Source organism: Pseudomonas fluorescens, assembly GCF_900636825.1.
GTDB classification, from domain to species: domain Bacteria; phylum Pseudomonadota; class Gammaproteobacteria; order Pseudomonadales; family Pseudomonadaceae; genus Aquipseudomonas; species Aquipseudomonas fluorescens_BG.
This window is the reverse complement of the sequence record NZ_LR134318.1, coordinates 1493688-1513358: the sequence shown is the minus strand read 5'-3', so window position 1 is coordinate 1513358 and position 19671 is coordinate 1493688. Positions and strand designations below refer to the sequence as shown.

20 protein-coding genes are annotated in these 19671 nt (G+C 59.8%); 10 read left to right on the top strand and 10 right to left on the bottom strand.

The features are described from left to right. Positions 1 to 198 precede the first annotated feature (198 nt). Together EL257_RS06905 and EL257_RS06900 are read left to right on the top strand one after the other, a co-directional pair. Positions 199 to 759, top strand: coding sequence for a glycine cleavage system protein R (locus EL257_RS06905; RefSeq protein WP_126360998.1), 561 nt, complete (start codon positions 199 to 201; stop codon positions 757 to 759). 10 nt (positions 760 to 769) lie between these two features. Continuing rightward, entirely contained in the window at positions 770 to 1243 is a 474-nt protein-coding gene (locus EL257_RS06900; RefSeq protein ID WP_126360996.1) for a peroxiredoxin, read from the top strand. A 100-nt stretch (positions 1244 to 1343) separates the two neighbouring features. Here the strand turns inward: EL257_RS06900 and EL257_RS06895 are convergent, their stop codons facing one another. Both EL257_RS06895 and EL257_RS06890 read right to left on the bottom strand, forming a co-directional pair. Beyond that, the gene (locus tag EL257_RS06895; RefSeq protein ID WP_126360987.1) at positions 1344 to 2414 is read right to left on the bottom strand and encodes an AI-2E family transporter; all 1071 of its coding nucleotides are present in this window, start codon (positions 2412 to 2414) and stop codon (positions 1344 to 1346) included. A gap of 32 nt (positions 2415 to 2446) precedes the next feature. Beyond that, on the bottom strand, positions 2447 to 2686 hold the full coding sequence (locus tag EL257_RS06890; RefSeq protein WP_041478863.1) for a sulfurtransferase TusA family protein: 240 nt from the start codon (positions 2684 to 2686) through the stop codon (positions 2447 to 2449). Between the two features lie 98 nt (positions 2687 to 2784). Here EL257_RS06890 and EL257_RS06885 point away from each other — a divergent pair, with 98 nt between their 5' ends. After that, the gene (locus tag EL257_RS06885; protein ID WP_126360984.1) at positions 2785 to 4218 is read left to right on the top strand and encodes a M48 family metalloprotease; all 1434 of its coding nucleotides are present in this window, start codon (positions 2785 to 2787) and stop codon (positions 4216 to 4218) included. A gap of 83 nt (positions 4219 to 4301) precedes the next feature. On the opposite strand, the gene EL257_RS06880 is transcribed toward EL257_RS06885, so the two are convergent. The 4 genes from EL257_RS06880 to rpoE form a co-directional block, all read right to left on the bottom strand. Beyond that, positions 4302 to 5681, bottom strand: a complete 1380-nt coding sequence (locus tag EL257_RS06880) for a DegQ family serine endoprotease (protein ID WP_419866614.1) — start codon at positions 5679 to 5681, stop codon at positions 4302 to 4304. A gap of 260 nt (positions 5682 to 5941) precedes the next feature. After that, complete coding sequence (locus tag EL257_RS06875) at positions 5942 to 6907, bottom strand: MucB/RseB C-terminal domain-containing protein (protein ID WP_126360980.1); 966 nt, start codon at positions 6905 to 6907, stop codon at positions 5942 to 5944. Positions 6908 to 6915: 8 nt separating this feature from the next. Then, the gene (locus EL257_RS06870; RefSeq protein WP_126360978.1) at positions 6916 to 7503 is read right to left on the bottom strand and encodes a sigma-E factor negative regulatory protein; all 588 of its coding nucleotides are present in this window, start codon (positions 7501 to 7503) and stop codon (positions 6916 to 6918) included. A gap of 30 nt (positions 7504 to 7533) precedes the next feature. After that, a complete protein-coding gene (rpoE, locus tag EL257_RS06865; RefSeq protein WP_003172477.1) occupies positions 7534 to 8115 on the bottom strand; it encodes an RNA polymerase sigma factor RpoE in 582 nt (193 codons plus the stop codon). 554 nt (positions 8116 to 8669) lie between these two features. Here rpoE and nadB point away from each other — a divergent pair. Beyond that, the gene (gene nadB / locus EL257_RS06860; RefSeq protein WP_126360976.1) at positions 8670 to 10286 is read left to right on the top strand and encodes an L-aspartate oxidase; all 1617 of its coding nucleotides are present in this window, start codon (positions 8670 to 8672) and stop codon (positions 10284 to 10286) included. Here nadB and EL257_RS06855 read toward each other — a convergent pair. Next, a complete protein-coding gene (locus EL257_RS06855) occupies positions 10255 to 10707 on the bottom strand; it encodes a protein YgfX (protein ID WP_126360974.1) in 453 nt (150 codons plus the stop codon). The genes nadB and EL257_RS06855 overlap by 32 nt on opposite strands. Further along, positions 10691 to 10945, bottom strand: a complete 255-nt coding sequence (locus EL257_RS06850) for a succinate dehydrogenase assembly factor 2 (protein ID WP_101158472.1) — start codon at positions 10943 to 10945, stop codon at positions 10691 to 10693. The genes EL257_RS06855 and EL257_RS06850 overlap by 17 nt, the downstream gene beginning before the upstream one ends. Positions 10946 to 11095: 150 nt before the next feature. Between EL257_RS06850 and EL257_RS06845 the strand changes: the two genes are divergently transcribed. Beyond that, positions 11096 to 12037, top strand: a complete 942-nt coding sequence (locus EL257_RS06845) for a YgfZ/GcvT domain-containing protein (RefSeq protein ID WP_126360972.1) — start codon at positions 11096 to 11098, stop codon at positions 12035 to 12037. Positions 12038 to 12072: 35 nt separating this feature from the next. Further along, on the top strand, positions 12073 to 12894 hold the full coding sequence (locus EL257_RS06840; RefSeq protein WP_126360970.1) for an HDOD domain-containing protein: 822 nt from the start codon (positions 12073 to 12075) through the stop codon (positions 12892 to 12894). A 169-nt stretch (positions 12895 to 13063) separates the two neighbouring features. On the opposite strand, the gene EL257_RS06835 is transcribed toward EL257_RS06840, so the two are convergent. Both EL257_RS06835 and EL257_RS06830 read right to left on the bottom strand, forming a co-directional pair. After that, positions 13064 to 14449, bottom strand: a complete 1386-nt coding sequence (locus tag EL257_RS06835; RefSeq protein ID WP_126360968.1) for a sensor histidine kinase — start codon at positions 14447 to 14449, stop codon at positions 13064 to 13066. Beyond that, entirely contained in the window at positions 14442 to 15113 is a 672-nt protein-coding gene (locus EL257_RS06830) for a response regulator (RefSeq protein ID WP_126360966.1), read from the bottom strand. The genes EL257_RS06835 and EL257_RS06830 overlap by 8 nt, the downstream gene beginning before the upstream one ends. 442 nt (positions 15114 to 15555) lie before the next feature. On the opposite strand from EL257_RS06830, the gene EL257_RS06825 reads away from it, so the two are divergent. From EL257_RS06825 to EL257_RS06810, 4 genes are read left to right on the top strand one after another with little or no spacing between them, the layout of a single operon-like run. Continuing rightward, positions 15556 to 16533: a Bug family tripartite tricarboxylate transporter substrate binding protein gene (locus EL257_RS06825; RefSeq protein ID WP_126360964.1), complete on the top strand. Its 978-nt coding sequence runs from the start codon at positions 15556 to 15558 to the stop codon at positions 16531 to 16533. Between the two features lie 55 nt (positions 16534 to 16588). Continuing rightward, a complete protein-coding gene (locus EL257_RS06820; protein WP_126360962.1) occupies positions 16589 to 17047 on the top strand; it encodes a tripartite tricarboxylate transporter TctB family protein in 459 nt (152 codons plus the stop codon). A gap of 1 nt (position 17048) precedes the next feature. Continuing rightward, complete coding sequence (locus EL257_RS06815) at positions 17049 to 18563, top strand: tripartite tricarboxylate transporter permease (RefSeq protein WP_126360960.1); 1515 nt, start codon at positions 17049 to 17051, stop codon at positions 18561 to 18563. Further along, a complete protein-coding gene (locus EL257_RS06810) occupies positions 18556 to 19590 on the top strand; it encodes an AbrB family transcriptional regulator (protein ID WP_126360958.1) in 1035 nt (344 codons plus the stop codon). Before EL257_RS06815 ends, EL257_RS06810 begins: the two co-directional genes overlap by 8 nt. Positions 19591 to 19671 lie beyond the last annotated feature (81 nt).

Here is a 19671-nt window from a genome sequence, read left to right as displayed (position 1 = left end):
GTACCGATCAGCTTGTACGCCGGGTTCCAGCCTCCCTTTACGGCCTCCCAGGCCTCGTTTCAGCGTCGCATTGACGCGCTCCCGCCACAGTGGAGCGAGCCGCGAGCGCTTGCCGGGGATTTTGAACCGCCGATACAGGCGTGTCCCGACGGCCAACGTCCGTCACCTACCGACCGCTCATCGCTTTAGGAATGCTGCATGTCCACCCCCACAGTTCGCGAACAATTCCTTGTCATCAGTGCCCTTGGCGCCAACCCCATGGAGCTGACTAACGTCCTGTGCCGCGCCAGCCATGAAAATCGCTGCGCCGTGGTAACGTCGCGCCTGACCCGCCACGGCGAGTGCAGCGCGCTGGTCCTTGAGGTCTCCGGCAGCTGGGACGCCCTCGCGCGCCTTGAAGGCAGCTTGTCAGGCCTCGCCAAGAAACACGCGTTCACCGTCAACGTGGTGCGTAGCGCGGCGCTGGAAAATCGTCCGCAGGCCCTGCCATACGTGGCTTACGTCAGTTCGGCCTATCGCCCGGACATCATCAACGAACTGTGCCAGTTCTTCATGGACCACAATGTCGAGCTGGAGAACCTGACCTGCGACACGTATCAGGCACCCCAGACCGGCGGCACCATGCTCAACGCCACGTTCACCGTGACCCTGCCGGCCGGCACCCAGATCAGTTGGCTGCGCGATCAGTTCCTGGATTTCTCCGACGCGATGAATCTGGATGCCCTGATCGAGCCTTGGCGCCCACAAAACCCAATGTAAGGAAGCTTTCATGGCCGTTGCCATCGACCAACCGGTTGCCGATTTCGAAGCCCCTGCCACCAGCGGGCAAACCGTGAGCCTGTCCGCCCTGAAAGGGCAGCAAGTGGTGATCTATTTCTACCCGAAGGACAGCACGCCGGGCTGCACCACTCAGGGTCAGGGCTTTCGCGATCAATATGCAGCGTTCAAAGCTGCCAACACCGAAGTCTTCGGCATTTCCCGCGACAGCCTGAAATCGCACGAAAACTTCAAAGGCAAACAGGAATTCCCCTTCGAGCTGATCAGCGACAAGGACGAGGCGGTTTGCCAGTTGTTCGACGTGATCAAGTTGAAAAAGCTGTACGGCAAGGAATATCTGGGCGTTGATCGCAGCACCTTCCTGATTGATAAGGACGGTGTGCTGCGTCAGGAATGGCGCGGTGTGAAGGTGCCCGGGCATGTTGATGCCGTGCTGGCGGCGGCTGAGGCCCTGAACAAAGCCTAAGATCAAAAGATCGTCCGATCGCGGCCCGAGCCTTCGGCAGCTCCTACAGGGGGAAAGCATTCCCAATTTTAGGAGCTGCCGAAGGCTGCGATCTTTGCTTTTAAAGCAAAGGCGCCACCGCCGGTTCCTGGCGGGGCCACGCATCCAGCACCGCCTTGAACAGCGTCGCCAGCGGGATCGCAAAGAAAACTCCCCAGAATCCCCACAACCCGCCAAACAACAGCACCGCGCAGATGATCGCCACCGGATGCAAGTTCACCGCTTCCGAGAACAGCAGCGGCACCAGCACGTTGCCGTCCAGCGTCTGAATGATTCCGTACACCGCCATCAGATAAATGAACTGATCGCTCCAGCCCCACTGGAACAACGCAATCAGCAGCACGGGTACGGTCACCACTACCGCACCAACATACGGAACAACCACCGACAAGCCGACCAGCAACGCCAACAATGCCGCATAGTTGAGGCCCAGGGCGATAAACGCGATGTATGTCACGCCGCCGCAAATCACGATTTCAATGCCTTTGCCGCGGATGTAATTGGCGATCTGCCGGTTCATTTCCTGGGCAACGCGGGTGATCAGCGCGCGCTCACGAGGCAGGTAACCGCGCACCCACTCGCCGATCATTGCCCGATCCTTGAGGAAGAAAAACACCAGAATCGGTACCAGCACCAGGTAGATCATGATGTTCACCAGCAACGGCAAACTCGACAACGAGAAGGTCAGTGCCCACTGGCCGAACTTGCCGATCTCGCCCCGCGCGGCTTCGATGGCCTGCAAGACCTGCTCGTCCGAAACCAGATGCGGATAACGCTCCGGCAACAGCAGCAGCAGCGATTGCCACTTGGCGAGCATGCCGGGCAATTCGTTGAAGAGTGTGATCAGCTGATGCCAAAGCAGCGGCAGCACCACGACAATAAACAGCATCAGCGCGCCCATGAACAGCGCGAACACCAACCCCACCGCCACGCCACCCGGTACGCGCAGTCGCTCGAGCGTGACCACCAGACCCTGCATGAGATAAGCCAGCACCATGCCCGCCAGTACCGGCGCGAGCATGCCACCGAGGGTCAGCACGGCAGTAAAGGCGAGAAACAGCAACACTGCCAGGACCACGGCTTCTTCATCTGAGAAGTAGCGCTGAATCCAGTCGCGTAACACTTTGAACATCAATAATCCCTTCGAATTTTAACGCGGTCGCTTCAGGCTTTTTTCAACCAGTAACGGTAAACGCCCGCCTCGTCTTCTTCGCGCAGCAGCGCATGGCCGGCGAGTTTGGCAAATGTGCGGAAGTCGCGCTGCGAACCTGCATCAGTGGCAATCACCTTGAGCACCGCACCGCTGTGCAGTTTATTCAGTTCCATTTTCGCCTTGAGCAACGGCAACGGACAGTTCAGGCCACTGGCGTCCAGTTCCACGTCATGGGCTACAGCGTCAGTCATTGCGTCACTCCGGTTCGGGTTGTCAGGCTGCCTAGAATATCTGGTCGCAGCTTCGGTGTCCGGCTACAGTAAGGTCTTTGTCTTTTAAGGCTTTGTGCATGACTTTTTTGCGCCCTACCCTGCTGACGCTCGCTTGCCTGCTCGCCTCACCGGGCTTTGCCGACGATCTGCCGTCACTTGGCGACGCCAGTTCTGCCATTGTCTCGCCGCAACAGGAATATCAACTCGGTCGCGCATGGCTGGCAATGTTGCGCAGCCAGGTTTCACAACTCAATGATCCGCAACTCAAGGACTACGTCGAATCCAGCGTCTACAAACTGGTGGAGACCAGCCAGGTCACCGACCGACGTCTTGAGTTCATCCTGATCAACAGTCCGCAGCTCAATGCTTTCGCAGCACCGGGCGGTGTGGTCGGGGTCAATGGCGGCCTGTTCCTCAATGCGCAGACCGAAGGCGAATACGCATCGGTACTGGCGCACGAACTGGCGCACTTGTCGCAACGCCACTTCGCGCGCGGCGTCGAGGCCTCGCAACGCATGCAAGTGCCGATGATGGCTGCGCTGCTGGCCGGCATCGTAATCGCAGCCGCCGGCGGTGGTGACGCCGGAATTGCGGCCATCGCCGGGTCCCAGGCCGCAGCAATTCAGGCGCAACGAACCTTCTCGCGCCAGAACGAACAGGAAGCCGACCGCATCGGCATACTCAACCTGGAAAAGGCTGGATACGATCCGCGCTCGATGCCGACCATGTTCGAGCGCCTGATGCGCCAGTATCGCTTCGACGCCAAGCCACCGGAATTCCTCCTGACGCACCCGGTCACCGAATCGCGTATCGCCGACACCCGCAACCGCGCTGAACAAGCCAAACCGGGCGGCATCGAGGATTCCAAGCGCTACCAATTGATCCGTGCACGCGTTCAGTTGATCTACGAAGAAACTCCCGGGCTAGGCGCCAAGCGTTTCCGCGCGCAACTGGATGAAAACCCGAAAAACGATGTGGCGCGCTATGGTCTGGCCATTGCCCAGATCAAGGGTGGCCAGTTGAACGAGGCCCGCGAAAACCTCAAGCAATTGCTCACGACCTCGCCGAACGAAATCATTTACAACCTCGCGCAGGTCGATCTGGACATCACCAACAATCGCCTCGCGGATGCACAATCACGGGTTGACCGGATGCTTACGCAATATCCTGCCAACTATCCGCTCAATCAGGTGCGCGTCGATCTGTTGCTCAAGCAGAATCGCGCGGCCGACGCCGAAAAGGCGCTGGAAAGCCTGCTCAAATCGCGGCCGGATGATCCAGACGTTTGGTATCAAGTGGCTGAAACCCGTGGCTTATCGGGCAACATCATCGGCCTGCATCAAGCTCGCGCGGAATACTTTGCCTTGGTCGGAGATTACCGTCAGGCCATCCAGCAGCTCGACTTCGCCAAGCGCAAAGCCGGAAGCAATTTCCCCCTGTCTTCGAGAATCGACGCCCGCCAGCGCGAGCTGATGGAGCAGGAACGCATGATCAAAGACATGATGGGATAGCTCTTCTGTCTGAATCAAAAACTGCAGACATAAAAAAACCGCCTCTTTCGAGGCGGTTTTTTTACCTTGATCAGACTGGCAAATTACTCAGCCAGCTTGAAGGTGATGAAGCTGGCGCGACCTTGACGCAGGACGCGCATCGACACCGAGCGGTTCTTCGGCAACGCTTTGGCAATCTCGCCGAACTCCTTGGCGGAGCCGATGGCCTGATTGTTCAAATGCGTGATCACGTCGCCGGGTTGCAGACCGATCAGCGCCGCAGGACCGTCCTGCACTTCCTTGATCACCACACCACCTTTGAGGTCGTAGGTTTTCTTCTGCTCGGCGGTCAGTTCGCCGACCGAAACACCCAGGCGATTGCTGGTGCTTTCTGTGCCGGACTTCGGCAGCGCATCCAGTTCTTTATCTTCGTCGGGGATCGCGCCCACCGTCAGCTCGACGTTCTTGCGCTTGCCTTCGCGAATCACTTCCAGATTGGCTTTGGCGCCAGCCTTAAGTGCACCGACCAAATGCGGCAGGTCAGCGGACATGACGATTGGCTGACCGTTCATGCTCAGGATCACGTCGCCGACTTGCAAGCCGCCCTTGGCTGCCGGACCGTCATCCTGGATCTGCGCGACCAGCGCACCGGCCGGACGCTCCAGACCGAACGACTCGGCCAGATCCTTGTTCACTTCCTGGATGACCACACCCAGCCAGCCGCGGCTGACTTTGCCACCGCTTTTCAGCTGATTGGAGACGTCCATCGCCACATCGATCGGGATCGCGAACGACACGCCCATGAAGCCGCCGGAGCGGGTGTAGATCTGCGAGTTGATGCCGACCACCTCACCGTTCAGGTTGAACAGCGGGCCACCGGAGTTGCCCGGGTTGATTGGCACGTCGGTCTGGATGAACGGCACATAGTTTTCGTTCGGCAGGCTGCGACCCACGGCGCTGACGATGCCTTGAGTCACGGTGTGGTCAAAGCCGAACGGCGAACCGATTGCCACGACCCACTGGCCGGCCTTCAGGTCTTGGGATTTGCCGAGCTTGAGCACCGGCAGATCCTTGCCCTCGATCTTCAGCAGCGCCACGTCTGAACGCGGATCAGTGCCGATCAGTTTGGCTTTCATCTCACTGCGATCTGCCAGGCGGACGAGAATCTCGTCGGCATCAGCGATCACGTGATTGTTGGTGAGAATGTAGCCATCCGGGGAAATGATGAAGCCCGAACCCAGCGACTGCGCTTCTCGCTGACGACCACCACCGGGCGAGCGCTGCTGAGGCGGCATGCCACGCTCGAAGAACTCGCGCAGCATCGGCGGCAAGCCTTCGAGATCAGGCATCTGCTGGTTCACTTTGCGATCCGGCAATTTCTGCGTGGTACTGATATTCACCACCGCCGGCGAGGCCTGTTCAACCAATTGGGTGAAGTCAGGCAGATCGGCCGCTTGGGCTGCAGGAATCACCTGCCCGAGCATTAGCACCGTGGCGAAAATGGAAAGATACGATTTCAAGCTAGGTATCGACATACAGCTCCCGTTACGACGAGCAGGGTTAAGCGATATGGAGCAAGGAACACCGGCAACCACCGACCGGCATTTTTGTTCCGGCAACAACAAACAAGGCCAGAGCCGTGAGGCTCTGACCTATAAAAAATTTTCGGGGTATTTGCAAATGAAAATGCTCAGCAAACATTTCATTTACGTCTCGAACAAGAGGTGAAATGCCGGCAATCAGCTCACTGCTTGCTGGTTGCAGTGGCATCATTATTACGCATGGACAGCGCAATTCGCTCGGCGGTGCCAATCGGAATTTCGCCCACCACCGTGACCATCACTTCGCCTTGCGGCGTAGTCAAACGGCGGGAAACCGCGACAGTCGGGCCCAACTGAGTACGCGTATCCGTCACAGTGGCACCATTCAACGGTTCAAGAAATACCGAGAACCTTGCAAGACCATCGTCGTACATCAAGCTGTTAACTTGCGATTTGGTTTCGGCATCTTTGTGCGATGAGCTGCTGGTCAGTTCGAAACCCGGTGGCAGCCAGTCCGAGCGCCAGACCTGAGCAGTTTTCACTGCCGAAGCCTTGTCACTGTCGAGCTTGACGGGTTTGCAGTCCGCGTCGGCTAACAGATCCTTGTCAGACGGCGCTTCATCGGTATCGAGACTGGTGAACTGGAAACGTTCAAGCAACTGACCCTTGTCGTTCAACAACAACGACTTGAGTGGCAGTCCGGTCTGTTTATCAAGGTGCAGTTCGAAACCATAGCGATGCTGATCGCGGGGGCTCAGCGACACGATTACCGCATCGCGCCCGGCCACGCGCGACTTGCCAATGACGGCGAGGTCATACCAGTTTTTCAGCTTTTTGGGATCGAGAGTTCGAGCGGCAGAATTCGGCGAATCGCCTAACCCGGCAATCAGGGTGCCGCTGACGCATTGAGTATGTCCATCAATGCGCACGACTTCCTGAGCCGAACCGTCGAGCTGGAGTAAACGCTCGCGGACCTGGCCATTCTGGACACGATGCCAGATGTTGTGGGTGGAAAAACTGCCATTGCGCTCGTAAACGAAAGTACCGTGAAAGCTTTGCTTCTGCTCGGCCTGGCCCAGACGGATCAACCAGTCCTGGGCCTCGTCGGCGTGGGCTGGAACAACAAACCAGCCGCTGAGCAAAAGCGAAAGTAGAGGTATGGCGCGCATGATCCTCCTTAACGGTTTTCCAGGCTTGCAGCACGTGCGTAAGGCAGAGCGCTTTCAGTACCTTTCAGTGCAGCCTCTTGAGCGTGCTGACGCAGATAGCCTGGCAGACGCTGATCATGCCAGCCTGGCTGACCTTGCAACACGCCGTTAGCCATCGGACCAGTCGCTTCCGAACTCTCACTGTAACCCGCCAGAACAGCCGGACCTTTAACCTGTGGAGTGGCCAGAGTAGGCTGGTTGGACTGCTGGGCAAGTTCGACACCAGCGATTTCATCCTGGTTGTACAACCGCACACCCGCCAGCACCGCTACCGTAACCGAAGCTGCAACAGCCAGGCGGCCAAGGTTGCGCCATGGGCTGCGAGAAACTTTGGCCGGAGCCGTTTCGTCTTCCAGCGCAGCAGACACTGCCGCAGCGATATCCAGACGTGGCAGCAGCAGATCCTTGTGCATGGCTGCCCGAGCGATCTGGTAACGAGCCCAGGTCTCACGGGTTTCTACGTCATCCAGTGCAGTTAGCACTCGACGCAATTCCAGTTCGTCCGCTTCGTTATCCATCACTGCGGACAGCGATTCCTGCAGGGCTTCACGACTCATGGCGTTCCTCTCTTGGCTGTCGCCGCTGTCTCAGTTTTCCTGCAACAACGGTTGCAGGGCTTTGTCGATGGCCTCCCGAGCGCGGAAAATCCGGGAGCGCACGGTACCCACCGGACACTGCATGACGCTCGCAATGTCCTCGTAACTCAGACCATCGAATTCACGTAAAGTTAAAGCCGTACGCAAATCCTCTGGCAGTTGCTGGATGGTTCGATGGACGGTACCTTCGATCTCATCCCGCAGCAGTGCTCGTTCAGGCGATTCGAGATCCTTGAGGCCGTGATCGCCGTCGTAGAACTCTGCATCTTCGGAACTTACATCACTGTCCGGCGGCCGACGGCCGCGCGAAACCAGGTAATTCTTCGCCGTGTTAATGGCAATACGGTACAGCCACGTATAAAACGCACTGTCACCGCGAAAGTTTCCAAGCGCTCGATACGCCTTGATAAAGGCTTCCTGAGCCACGTCCTGGGCTTCATGGGTGTCGTGCACAAACCGCACGATCAACCCGAGAATCTTGTGCTGATACTTCAGCACCAACAGATCGAAAGCTCGCTTGTCGCCGCGTTGAACGCGCTCGACCAGCTGCTGATCCTCTTCCTGGGTTAGCATGAACACTCCTCGATAAGCCCGGAGGAGACTTGCATTACTAAACGACCAGACTTGCAAACATAGACTCGGGCTTTTCGCAAAAGTTCTCCCCCTCCAAGCAAGTTTCCTGCGGGCTCTGATTTGGCACGCACGAAAAACGCAGCGCGGGATAAACTGGCTGCGCGAATAATCTTGTTATCGGTCTCGCCGAGAGAAATCCAGCCGCAGACTCCTCCACAGATCCCGATACGGTCCCTTGTTTCTGAACGGTCTATTGATCTTTGGCCTCTGGCAAAAGTTCCAAATATTTATAGCCGCACCACGTGCACATTGGGAAACCCCGCGCTGAAAAAGGCTGTTTCAGCGGCGATACAGTCGTCTTTTCCCAGAACAGGCGAAAAAATCTTCCGACGAATCACCCGATTTTTTCCACCGCAGTAGTTTCACAATGCCATACGTGGCCGACTATTGTGCCGCCCCACCCCTCTATATACTAGTGGGCTGTGTGGTCCCGGGAGCCGATCCGGCTGCCTGACGCCACCCCCGACCCGGGTCGCTTTGAGCGGAATCCTGTAATGAGCCAACAATTCCAACATGATGTTCTGGTCATAGGCAGCGGTGCTGCCGGTTTGAGTCTCGCGTTGACCCTCCCCGGGCATTTGCGCATTGCCGTGTTGAGTAAAGGTGACCTCGCCAACGGCTCGACTTTTTGGGCCCAGGGTGGCGTCGCTGCGGTACTCGACGACACCGACACTGTCGAATCCCACGTCGACGACACCCTTAACGCCGGCGGCGGCCTTTGCCACGAAGACGCTGTGCGCTTCACTGTCGAGCACAGCCGCGAAGCCATCCAGTGGCTGATCGATCAAGGCGTACCGTTCACCCGCGACGAACAATCCGGTACCGAAGACGGCGGTTTCGAGTTTCACCTGACCCGCGAAGGCGGCCACAGCCATCGGCGCATCATTCATGCCGCCGACGCGACGGGCGCGGCCATCTTCAAAACCTTGCTCGCGCAGGCTAAAGAGCGCCCGAACATCGAACTGCTGGAACAGCGCGTGGCTGTCGATCTCATCACCGAGCGACGCCTGGGGCTCGAAGGTGATCGCTGCCTCGGCGCTTACGTTCTGAATCGAAAAACCGGCGAAGTCGACACCTACGGCGCGCGCTTCGTTATTCTCGCTTCGGGCGGCGCCGCCAAGGTCTACCTTTATACCAGCAACCCGGATGGTGCCTGCGGTGATGGCATTGCCATGGCCTGGCGCTCCGGCTGCCGGGTCGCGAACCTGGAATTCAACCAGTTCCATCCCACTTGCCTGTATCACCCGCAGGCGAAAAGCTTTTTGATCACCGAAGCCCTGCGCGGTGAAGGCGCACATTTGAAGCTGCCCAATGGCGAACGCTTCATGTATCGCTTCGACAAGCGCGCCGAGCTGGCGCCGCGGGACATCGTCGCCCGCGCTATCGACCATGAAATGAAGCGTTTAGGCGTCGACTGCGTCTATCTCGACATCAGCCACATGCCCGAAGAGTTCATCAAGACTCACTTCCCAACAGTTTATGAGCGTTGCCTCGCTTTCGGCATCGACATTACCAAACAGCCGATTCCTGTCGTGCCAGCGGCGCATTACACCTGCGGCGGCGTGATGGTCGATCAGCACGGACGAACCGACGTGCCAGGCCTGTACGCGATTGGCGAAACCAGTTTCACCGGGCTTCACGGCGCCAACCGCATGGCCAGCAACTCGCTGTTGGAGTGTTTCGTCTATGCCCGGTCGGCCGCTGCCGACATTCTCGCCCAGCTCGACGTGGTCACAGCGCCAAACGCTCTGCCCGTCTGGGACGCCAGCCAGGTCACCGATTCAGACGAAGACGTGATCATCGCGCATAACTGGGATGAGCTGCGCCGATTCATGTGGGACTACGTCGGCATCGTGCGCACCAACAAGCGCCTGCAACGTGCACAGCATCGCGTGCGTTTGCTGCTGGACGAGATCGACGAGTTCTACAGTAATTATAAAGTCAGCCGTGACCTGATCGAGCTGCGCAACCTGGCCCAGGTCGCTGAATTGATGATCAGCTCAGCCATGGAGCGCAAGGAAAGTCGCGGCCTGCATTACACCCTCGACTATCCCGATCTGCTGCCCGAGGCGCTCGACACTATTCTGGTGCCGCCCACCTTCGTCGGCTGAACTTGAGCCGCACGCGCAGGCGTCGATGCAAATCGGCCGCTTGTGCGTCGCGGGGCACGCAAACCGATCTGACCCGCCATTCCCCGCGCAAACGAAAGCGCAACACCACGATCAGCGGCAGCGCGAGACTGTCGGGGCGCAATTGCACCGCCTGCCAGCCCTGCGCCTGATTCCACAGTTGCCAGCCATCGGCATCGCGCCGCAGCCCACAAAACGCCTGCGGATGATTGAGCAGAATCTGCCTCGGCAGCACCCATAAGCCGTGCAGCGCACAGGCAAGAACCCCGAGCAGACTGGCCCAGAACGGAATCGACAGCAGAAACAACGCACCCATGGCGAACGCCTGGGCCAGCAGATACGCCGCCAGCAACTGCCGTGAGGCATGCCAGCGGCATTCGAAGGTATTACTTGGGCTGGACACGGTCCAGGATCATCCGGACCATGCGCTGCAGCTCGGGGTCTTGCGACTCACTGCGCTCCATGAACCAGCCGAACATGTCCTGATCCTCGCACGTCAGCAGACGCACATACAGATCGCGATCTACCTGATTCAACGTCGCGTAAACTTCCTGCACGAATGGCACCAGCAATACGTCAAGCTCAAGCATGCCGCGGCGGCTGTGCCAAAAGAGGCGATTCAGTTCAACTTGTTCGACCATGGAGCCCTCCTCAAATTTGCCGGGCAGTATACAGCCCAGACGCGGGCCGCGCAGTCGGCTTTGGTCGGGCATCGCTCATCCTTTATCAACTACCCATTTCAACCCTGCCCCCTTATGATGTGCGCCAGTCTATTTACCCTGCGAAGACCCATGGCCGATTCTGCTTTTTTCTGCACCCTGTCTCATGAAGGCGTACTCGCGGTTCGCGGTGCGGACGCCGGAAAATTCCTGCAAGGCCAGTTGACCTGCAATATCAATTACCTGAGTGACTCCCGCGCCAGCCTGGGTGCCCGCTGCACACAGAAAGGCCGGATGCAGTCGAGTTTCCGCATTCTGCTCGAAGGCGACGGCGTGCTGCTGGCGATGGCCAGCGAGCTGTTGGAACCGCAACTGGCGGATCTGAAAAAGTACGCAGTGTTTTCCAAATCGAAGCTGACCGACGAAAGCGCAGCCTGGGTGCGTTTTGGCCTGGAACACGGCGACGCGGCCCTCGCCAGCCTTGGCCTCGACCTGCCGGCAGACACCGACAGCGTAGTGCGCAACGATGGCTTGATCGCGATTCGCGTCTCGCCGGACCGCGCAGAACTCTGGGCGCCCGCCGCTCAGGCTGATGCGCTCAAAGCCAGCCTGGCGGCAACCTTGCCGGAAGCCGAGCTGAACCTGTGGCTGCTGGGCCAGATCCGCGCCGGTCTCGGCCAAGTCATGCCGAGCACCCGCGAGCTGTTCATCCCGCAGATGCTCAACCTGCAAGCCGTGGGCGGCGTGAGCTTCAAGAAAGGCTGTTACACCGGCCAGGAAATCGTCGCGCGCATGCAATACCTGGGCAAACTCAAGCGTCGTCTGTATCGCCTGAGCCTGGATGCCGTCGAATTACCGGAGCCGGGCACGCAGCTTTTTGCGCCGAGCCACAACAGCTCGATCGGCGAAGTGGTGCTGGCGGCGAACGCTGCGGGAAACATTGAACTCCTGGCCGTGTTGCAGGCCGAAGCTGCCGAAGCGGGCGATCTGCATCTGGGCACCCTCGAAGGGCCCGCGCTGCAATTGCTCGATCTGCCCTACGAACTGGATCGCGACCGCGAAATCCAGCGCTGATCGCAGCCTTTGTTGCAGCACCCTAGAGAGTCCACATGAGCGAACTGGCGGAAAAGGTCCAACAGGATTTGGTTGAGGCCATCGATAACGATGACCTGGTTCTGCCAACGTTACCGGAAGTGGCCTTGCAAATCCGCAAGGCGGCTGAAGACCCGGAAATCAGCGTAAGCGACCTGAGCAAGATGATCGGCCGCGATACCGCGCTGTCGGCGCGGCTGATCAAAGTGGTCAACAGTCCGCTGCTGCGCGCCGCGCAGGAAGTGACTGACCTGCACACCGCAATCACCCGACTGGGCATCAACTACAGCAGCAATCTGGCAATCGGCCTGGTGATGGAGCAGATCTTTCACGCTCGCTCCGAGGTGGTCGAACAGAAGATGCGCGAAGTCTGGCGCAAAAGTCTGGAAATCGCCGGCGTCAGCTACGCCCTGTGTCGCCGGTATACGCAACTCAAGCCCGATCAGGCTGCGCTCGGTGGTCTGGTGCATCAAATCGGCGTACTGCCGATTTTGACTTACGCCGAGGATCACTACGAATTGCTTGCTGATCCGGTCAGCCTCAACCATGTGATCGAACAGATTCACCCAGTGCTGGGCGGCAAACTGCTGCGGGTCTGGGACTTTCCCGAACGACTGGTCGAGTTGCCGGGGCGGTATCAGGATTTCAAGCGTGATTCAGCTGCCATCGATTACGTCGACCTGGTGCAAGTGGCGAGCCTGCATTGTCACAAAGGCACCGACCACCCTTTTGCGCGGATTGATCCGCTGAGCGTGCCGGCGTTCAGGAAACTGGGAATTGACCCGGAGAACAAGGAACTCTGCGCGGATCTGGAAGAGTCGCGCTCGATGTTCTACTGATCCGGGACCGAGGCGAGGCTTTCGCGAGCAGGCTCGCTCCCACATTGAATGCATGCCTATTGTGGGAGCGAACGAGGCGAGGCTTTCGCGAGCAGGCTCGCTCCCACATGGAATGCATTCCCACTGTGGAAGCGAGCCTGCTCGCGAAGGGGCCCGCCAAGGCGCCACATCAACCGGCGATAAAACTGACCCGCACCTTCAACCCTGCCTGCTCGCCATCATGCAAGGTGATCTGCGCCAGATGCGCGCGGCAGATTTCACCGACAATCGCCAGCCCCAAGCCTGAGCCGGCGACTTGCTGATTACGCCGATAAAACCGCTCGAACACACGATCCCGCTCCTCCAATGGAATGCCCGGCCCGTCGTCTTCCACCTCCAGCACCGCAGGCGCCGTCACTCGCAAAATCACATTGCCCCCTGGCGGCGTATGCGCCAGTGCGTTGTCGACCAGATTGCTCAGCAATTCATTGAGCAGTGTCGGCTCACCGCGCAACCACACCGGCTCGTCCGCTTCCAGCGCCAACGCCACGCCACGCTTGTGCGCCAAGGGCGCCATGGCCATGCCCAACTCCCGTGCCAACTGACTCAAATCGAGCAACTGCGCGCCACCCTCGGCAATCGCCCGGGCGCCGTTTTCGACACGGGCCAGCGACAGCAACTGATTGGCCAGATGGGTCAGGCGATCTGTGCCTTGCGCTGAAGATTCCAGCGTCGTGCGCCAGGTCTCCGGCTCGCTGGAGCGCAAGCCCAATTCCAGCCGCGCTTTCAGTGCCGCCAGCGGCGTGCGCAACTCGTGCGCAGCATCAGCGATGAACTGCGCCTGCCGCTCGAACTGGCCGCGCAAGCGTTCGGTGAAATGGTTGAGCGCGCGAACCAATGGCCACAATTCGTGCTGCACTTCGACCAGCGGCAGCGGCCGCAAATCGTCGGGCTGGCGCTCTTCCACCGCAGTGCGCAAGCGCTCCAGCGGGCGCAACGCCGCGCTGACCGCGAACCACACCAGCAACAACGCACCCACGGCCAGCATGCCCAGACGCAGCAAGGTATCCGCCGCCAGACTGCGCGCCATGCTCACGCGCGCCTCGTCGGTTTCGGCCACGCGGATTTCCGCCATACCGTTCATATTGGGCTCGGACACCGCTTTAAGCAGGCTGACCACGCGCACGTTCTGGCCGTTATAGGTAGCGTTGTAGAACCGCGCCAGCGCCGGATAGCTGTCGGTGCGCGGCGTGCCGGGCGGCGGCCCGGGCAGGTTTTCGTAACCCGAAATCAGTTTCTGGTGGATGTCGTTGACCTGGTAATAGATGCGCCCGGCGCTGTCATAGGCGAACGTATCCAGCGCAACGTAAGGCACATCGGCGCTGAGGCTGCCGTCACGTTGCGACAAGCCAGCGGCGATGGTTCGCGCCGACGCGAGCAAGGTGCGGTCGTACGCCGTATCGGCGGCTTCGCGACCATTCCAGTAAGCACTCAAGCCGCTGGCGAGCATCAGCAGCACCAACAACCACCCGAGGTTCCACAGCAATCGCCAGCGCAGGCTGCTGGGCTTATGCATCGCGGCTTTCCAGCAGATAACCGAGACCGCGGAAGGTCACGATGGCGACGGGATGACCGTCGAGCTTCTTGCGCAAACGGTGCACGTAGATTTCGATAGCGTCGGGGCTGGCTTCTTCGTCGAGGCCGAACACCTGCGCGGCCAGTTGTTCCTTGCTCATCACACGGCCGGGACGGGCGATCAGCGCTTCGAGCACCGCTTGCTCGCGGGACGTCAGGGTCAGAAGTTCTTCGCCGAGTGTGAAGCGCCGCGTGTCGAGGTCATAGGCCAGCACGCCGCAGCGCTGTTGACGCTCGCCGCCCAGCACGCTGCGCCGTAACAGCGCTTTGACCCGCGCTTCCAGTTCAGTCAATTCGAAAGGCTTGGCCAGGTAATCGTCGGCGCCGAGATTGAGGCCATGCACGCGATCTTTGACATCGCTGCGTGCAGTCAGCATCAACACCGGAAGGTTCTTGCCGCGGGCACGCAATCGCGCCAGTACTTCGAAGCCATCCATACGCGGCAGGCCGACATCGAGGATCACCACGGCATATTCCTCACTGCCCAGCGCCAGATCGGCGGCCACGCCATCGTGCAGCACATCCACGGTCAGACCGGTGCTCTTGAGCGCCTGAGCGACGCTTTCGGCCAGTTGCAGATGGTCTTCGACGAGCAGGACACGCATGGTTTTTTTACCTCGTTCAGGGTTGGCCGACGCCACGCTTTGCCGCGGAGTTTACAGCCGCAACCGCTGCTGTGAAGCCCGAAAACCGAGAAAGCCAATTGAAAGGTTAGCGAAAGGTTAGCGGATTACAGTCGGCTTTACGGGCAGTTGCGACTGCCGCCGCTGACGTCAGACAGCGCTAGAAAAACGCCATGAAGCGTTTTCGACCCATAAGAACAATAACGGAGTACCCCAGCATGCCGTCCATGCGCACCAAGGCTCTAATGCCTGCCCGTCTTGCTCGATTCCAGAACTCTGTCGGTTTCTTGCCGCAGCCCGGTTCCCCCCCCGTTAACTCAGAATTTGCGCTCACGCTGCGGAAAAACCGCGCCTGCAACTAAGCTTTAGCGTTGCCCTTTGGTCATTCGGTCCATCCATAACAACAACTCCTTTGGAGACTCAAATGAACGTATCACTGCGTAAAGTCGCTCTCGCCGCTGGCGCGATCCTGTTTGCCGGCCAACTGATGGCCGAACCAAAACGCCCCGAATGTATCGCTCCGGCCTCCCCCGGCGGCGGTTTCGACCTGACCTGCAAACTGGTGCAGAGCGCGCTGGTCAACCAGAAGCTGCTGAGCAAACCGATGCGCGTGACCTACATGCCTGGCGGCGTCGGCGCGGTGGCGTACAACGCAGTGGTTGCGCAACGTCCGGCGGACGCAGGCACGCTCGTCGCATGGTCGAGCGGTTCGCTGTTGAACCTGGCCCAAGGGAAATTCGGCCGCTTCGATGAAACCAACGTGCGCTGGCTCGCAGCAGTCGGCACCAGCTACGGCGCCATCGCGGTGAAAAGCGATTCGCCCTACAAGACTCTGGACGATCTCGTTCAGGCGCTGAAGAAAGATCCAGGCTCGGTAGTCATCGGTTCCGGCGGCACCGTCGGCAGCCAGGACTGGATGCAGACCGCACTGATCGCCAAGGCTGCCGGGATCAACCCGCGTGAGCTGCGCTATGTGGCGCTCGAAGGCGGCGGTGAAATCGCCACCGCGCTGCTCGGCGGCCACATTCAGGTCGGCAGTACCGACATCTCCGACTCCATGCCGCACATTCAGAGTGGCGACATGCGTCTGCTCGCGGTATTCGCTGACAAGCGTCTGGACGAGCCGGAAATGAAGGACATCCCGACCGCTCGTGAACAGGGTTACGACATCGTTTGGCCGGTGGTGCGCGGTTTCTACCTCGGGCCGAAAGTCAGCGATGAAGACTACGCCTGGTGGAAAGACGCGTTCGACAAACTGCTGGCCTCCGACGAGTTCGCCAAGCTGCGCGATCAGCGTGAACTGTTCCCGTTCGCCATGACCGGCCCGGAACTGGACACCTACGTGAAGAAGCAGGTCGCGGACTACAAAGTGCTGGCCAAAGAGTTCGGCCTGATCCAGTGATCGTCTCTGTCTAGTGGCGGCGTCTCCTACGCGGGGACGCCGCACAGGAGTTCTCATGCTTATTCAACGCATTTTCGCTGCGGTGTTGCTGCTGGTTTGCGCCGGCCTGGCACTGATGGCCTGGCCGTACCAAGCGGCCTTTTCCTACGAGCCGGTGGGGCCACGCGCCTTCCCGCTGCTGATGCTCGGCCTGATGGGCCTGGCGCTGCTGTACATGGTATTCCGCCCGGCGCCGATCAAACACAATGACGACGAGCCGCCGCTGGATCGCGAAACCCTGACCAAGATCGCTATCTGCGTGGTGCTGTTGCTGGTGTTCGCCGGCACTTTCGAACCCCTTGGTTTTATCGTCGCCAGCATCCTCACCGGCGTACCGATGGCGCGCCTCTACGGTGGCCGCTGGCTGCCGAGCGTGGTGATCATCAGCCTGATGGCGATCGGTCTTTACCTGTTGTTCGACCGTGTGATGGACGTTCCGCTGCCTCTCGGCCTGCTCAGCGTTCTGGAGAACTGATATGGATACTCTTGGCTATTTGGGTCAGGGTTTTGGCGTCGCGCTGAGCCCGTATAACCTGGTGACCGCGTTGTGCGGCACGCTGATCGGCACCGTGGTCGGGCTGCTGCCGGGTCTGGGCCCGATCAACGGCGTGGCGTTGCTGATTCCGATCGCATTTGCGCTCGGCCTGCCGCCGGAGTCGGCGCTGATCCTGCTCGCAGCCGTCTATCTGGGCTGCGAATATGGCGGGCGCATCAGCTCGATCCTGCTGAACATTCCGGGTGAAGCCTCCACCGTCATGACCACCCTCGACGGCTACCCGATGGCCCGCAAAGGCATGGCCGGTGTCGCCCTGTCACTGTCGGCGTGGAGTTCGTTCATCGGTGCGTTCATTGCCACTTGCGGCATGGTGCTGTTTGCACCGCTGCTGGCGAAATGGGCGATTGCCTTCGGACCGGCGGAATACTTTGTATTGATGGTTTTCGCGATTGTCTGCCTCGGCGGCATGGCCGGCGATCGACCGCTGAAGACTTTTATCGCGGCGCTGATCGGTCTGTTCCTTTCGACAGTCGGCATCGATGCCAACAGCGGCGTATATCGTTTTACCGGCGACAACATTCACCTGACCGACGGCATCCAGTTCGTCGTGCTGGTGCTGGGTCTGTTCTCGATCAGCGAAATCCTTCTGCTGCTGGAGAAAACCCACCACGGCCAGGAAGCGGTGAAAGCCACCGGCCGGATGATGTTCAACTTCAAGGAAGCGGCGTCGGTTTTCGTCGTCAACGTCCGCTGCGGCGTGCTCGGTTTCATCATGGGCGTGCTGCCGGGTGCCGGCGCAACGCTCGCCAGTGCCGTGGCCTACATGACCGAGAAACGCATCGCTGGCTCCAGCGGCAAATTCGGTGAAGGCGACCCCCGTGGTCTGGCCGCGCCGGAAACCGCTATCGGCGGCGCGGCGTGCGGCGCTCTCGTTCCGATGCTGACCCTCGGCGTTCCGGGTTCGGGTACCACCGCAGTGATGATCGGCGCGTTGTCGCTGTACAACATCACCCCGGGTCCACTGCTGTTCCAACAGCAACCCGACATCGTCTGGGGCCTGATCGCTTCGTTGTTCATCGCCAACGTCATGCTGGTGATCCTCAACATTCCGATGATCCGCGTGTTCACCCGCATCCTCGCCGTGCCGAACTGGGCGCTGGTGCCGATCATCGCGATCATCACCGGGATCGGCGTTTACGCCGTACACGCGACCACCTTCGACCTGTTCCTGATGATCGGTATCGGTATCTTCGGATACATCCTGCGCAAGCTGGATTTCCCGTTGTCGCCGCTGCTGCTGGGCTTCATCCTCGGCGGTCTGATGGAGCAGAACCTGCGTCGCGCTCTGTCGATTTCCAACGGTGCGCTGGAAATCCTCTGGTCGAGCCCGATCACCTTCGGTTGCTGGATCCTGACCGCGATCATGCTGCTGATGCCGCTTCTGCGCATCTGGCGTAAACGTTCGGCTGCGCGTCGCGCCATCGCCGATGTCTGATCGCTCGTCCCTGAAAGCCTGGTGGGGCACCCCGCTGGTCGGTCTGCTTGGCGGTTTCATCGCCAGCCAGATCGGCTGGCCGCTACCGTGGATGGTCGGCTCGTTGCTGGCGATCATCCTCGTGCGCTGCCTGACCCCGTGGCAATTGGCGGAAATCCCTGGCGGCCGCAAGTGCGGCCAGTGGATCGTCGGCATCGGTATCGGCCTGCACTTCACACCGCTGGTGATGGAGCAGGTGCTCGGTCATTTCGGGTTGATCTTCTTTGGCGCACTGGTGACCAGCCTGTCGGCGGTGGTCGGTGTGTGGCTGATGCGCCGCACCGGCGAAGATCGCGCCACTGCGTTTTTCTCAAGCATGCCCGGCGGCTCGGGCGAAATGGTCAACCTCGGTGCGCGCAACGGTGCACTGCTCAGCCACGTAGCGGCCGGGCAGAGTTTGCGGGTGTTGGTGGTGGTTCTGTGCGTGCCGGCAGCGTTCAAGTATCTGTTGGGTGACGGCACACCAATTTCTCACGCGGGCAGCGTCGATTGGCGTTGGCTGGCGATTCTGTTTCCGGCGGGCGCCCTGCTCGCCTGGATCTGGCAACGTCTGCGTCAACCCAATCCGTGGCTGTTCGGGCCGTTGCTCGTTAGCGCAGCTGTGAGTATCACGTGGGATTTGCACCTCGGTTTGCCCGATGGCGGCAGTCAGATCGGCCAGTGGTTGATTGGTAGCGGCCTGGGTTGTCATTTCAATCGACAGTTCTTCCGCCGCGCACCTTCGTTCATGGGCCGGACATTGATCGGCACGGCGCTGACCATGTTGATCGCAACACTGGCGGCACTTGGCTTGAGTGCGCTGACCCATCTGGATCTGCGCTCGCTGACGCTAGGCATGATGCCCGGCGGTATCGCCGAGATGAGTCTGACGGCGGAGACGCTGCAATTATCGGTGCCGCTGGTGACGGCGATGCAAGTGATGCGCCTGTTGTTCGTGCTGTTTCTGGCGGAGCCGCTGTTCAAGTATTGGAATCGTCATCCCGAATAAGACCGCGTCGTCCCCATCGCTGGCAAGCCAGCTCCCACAGGTTTTTGGGGTGTTCACATAATCTGTGGCACCCACAAAACC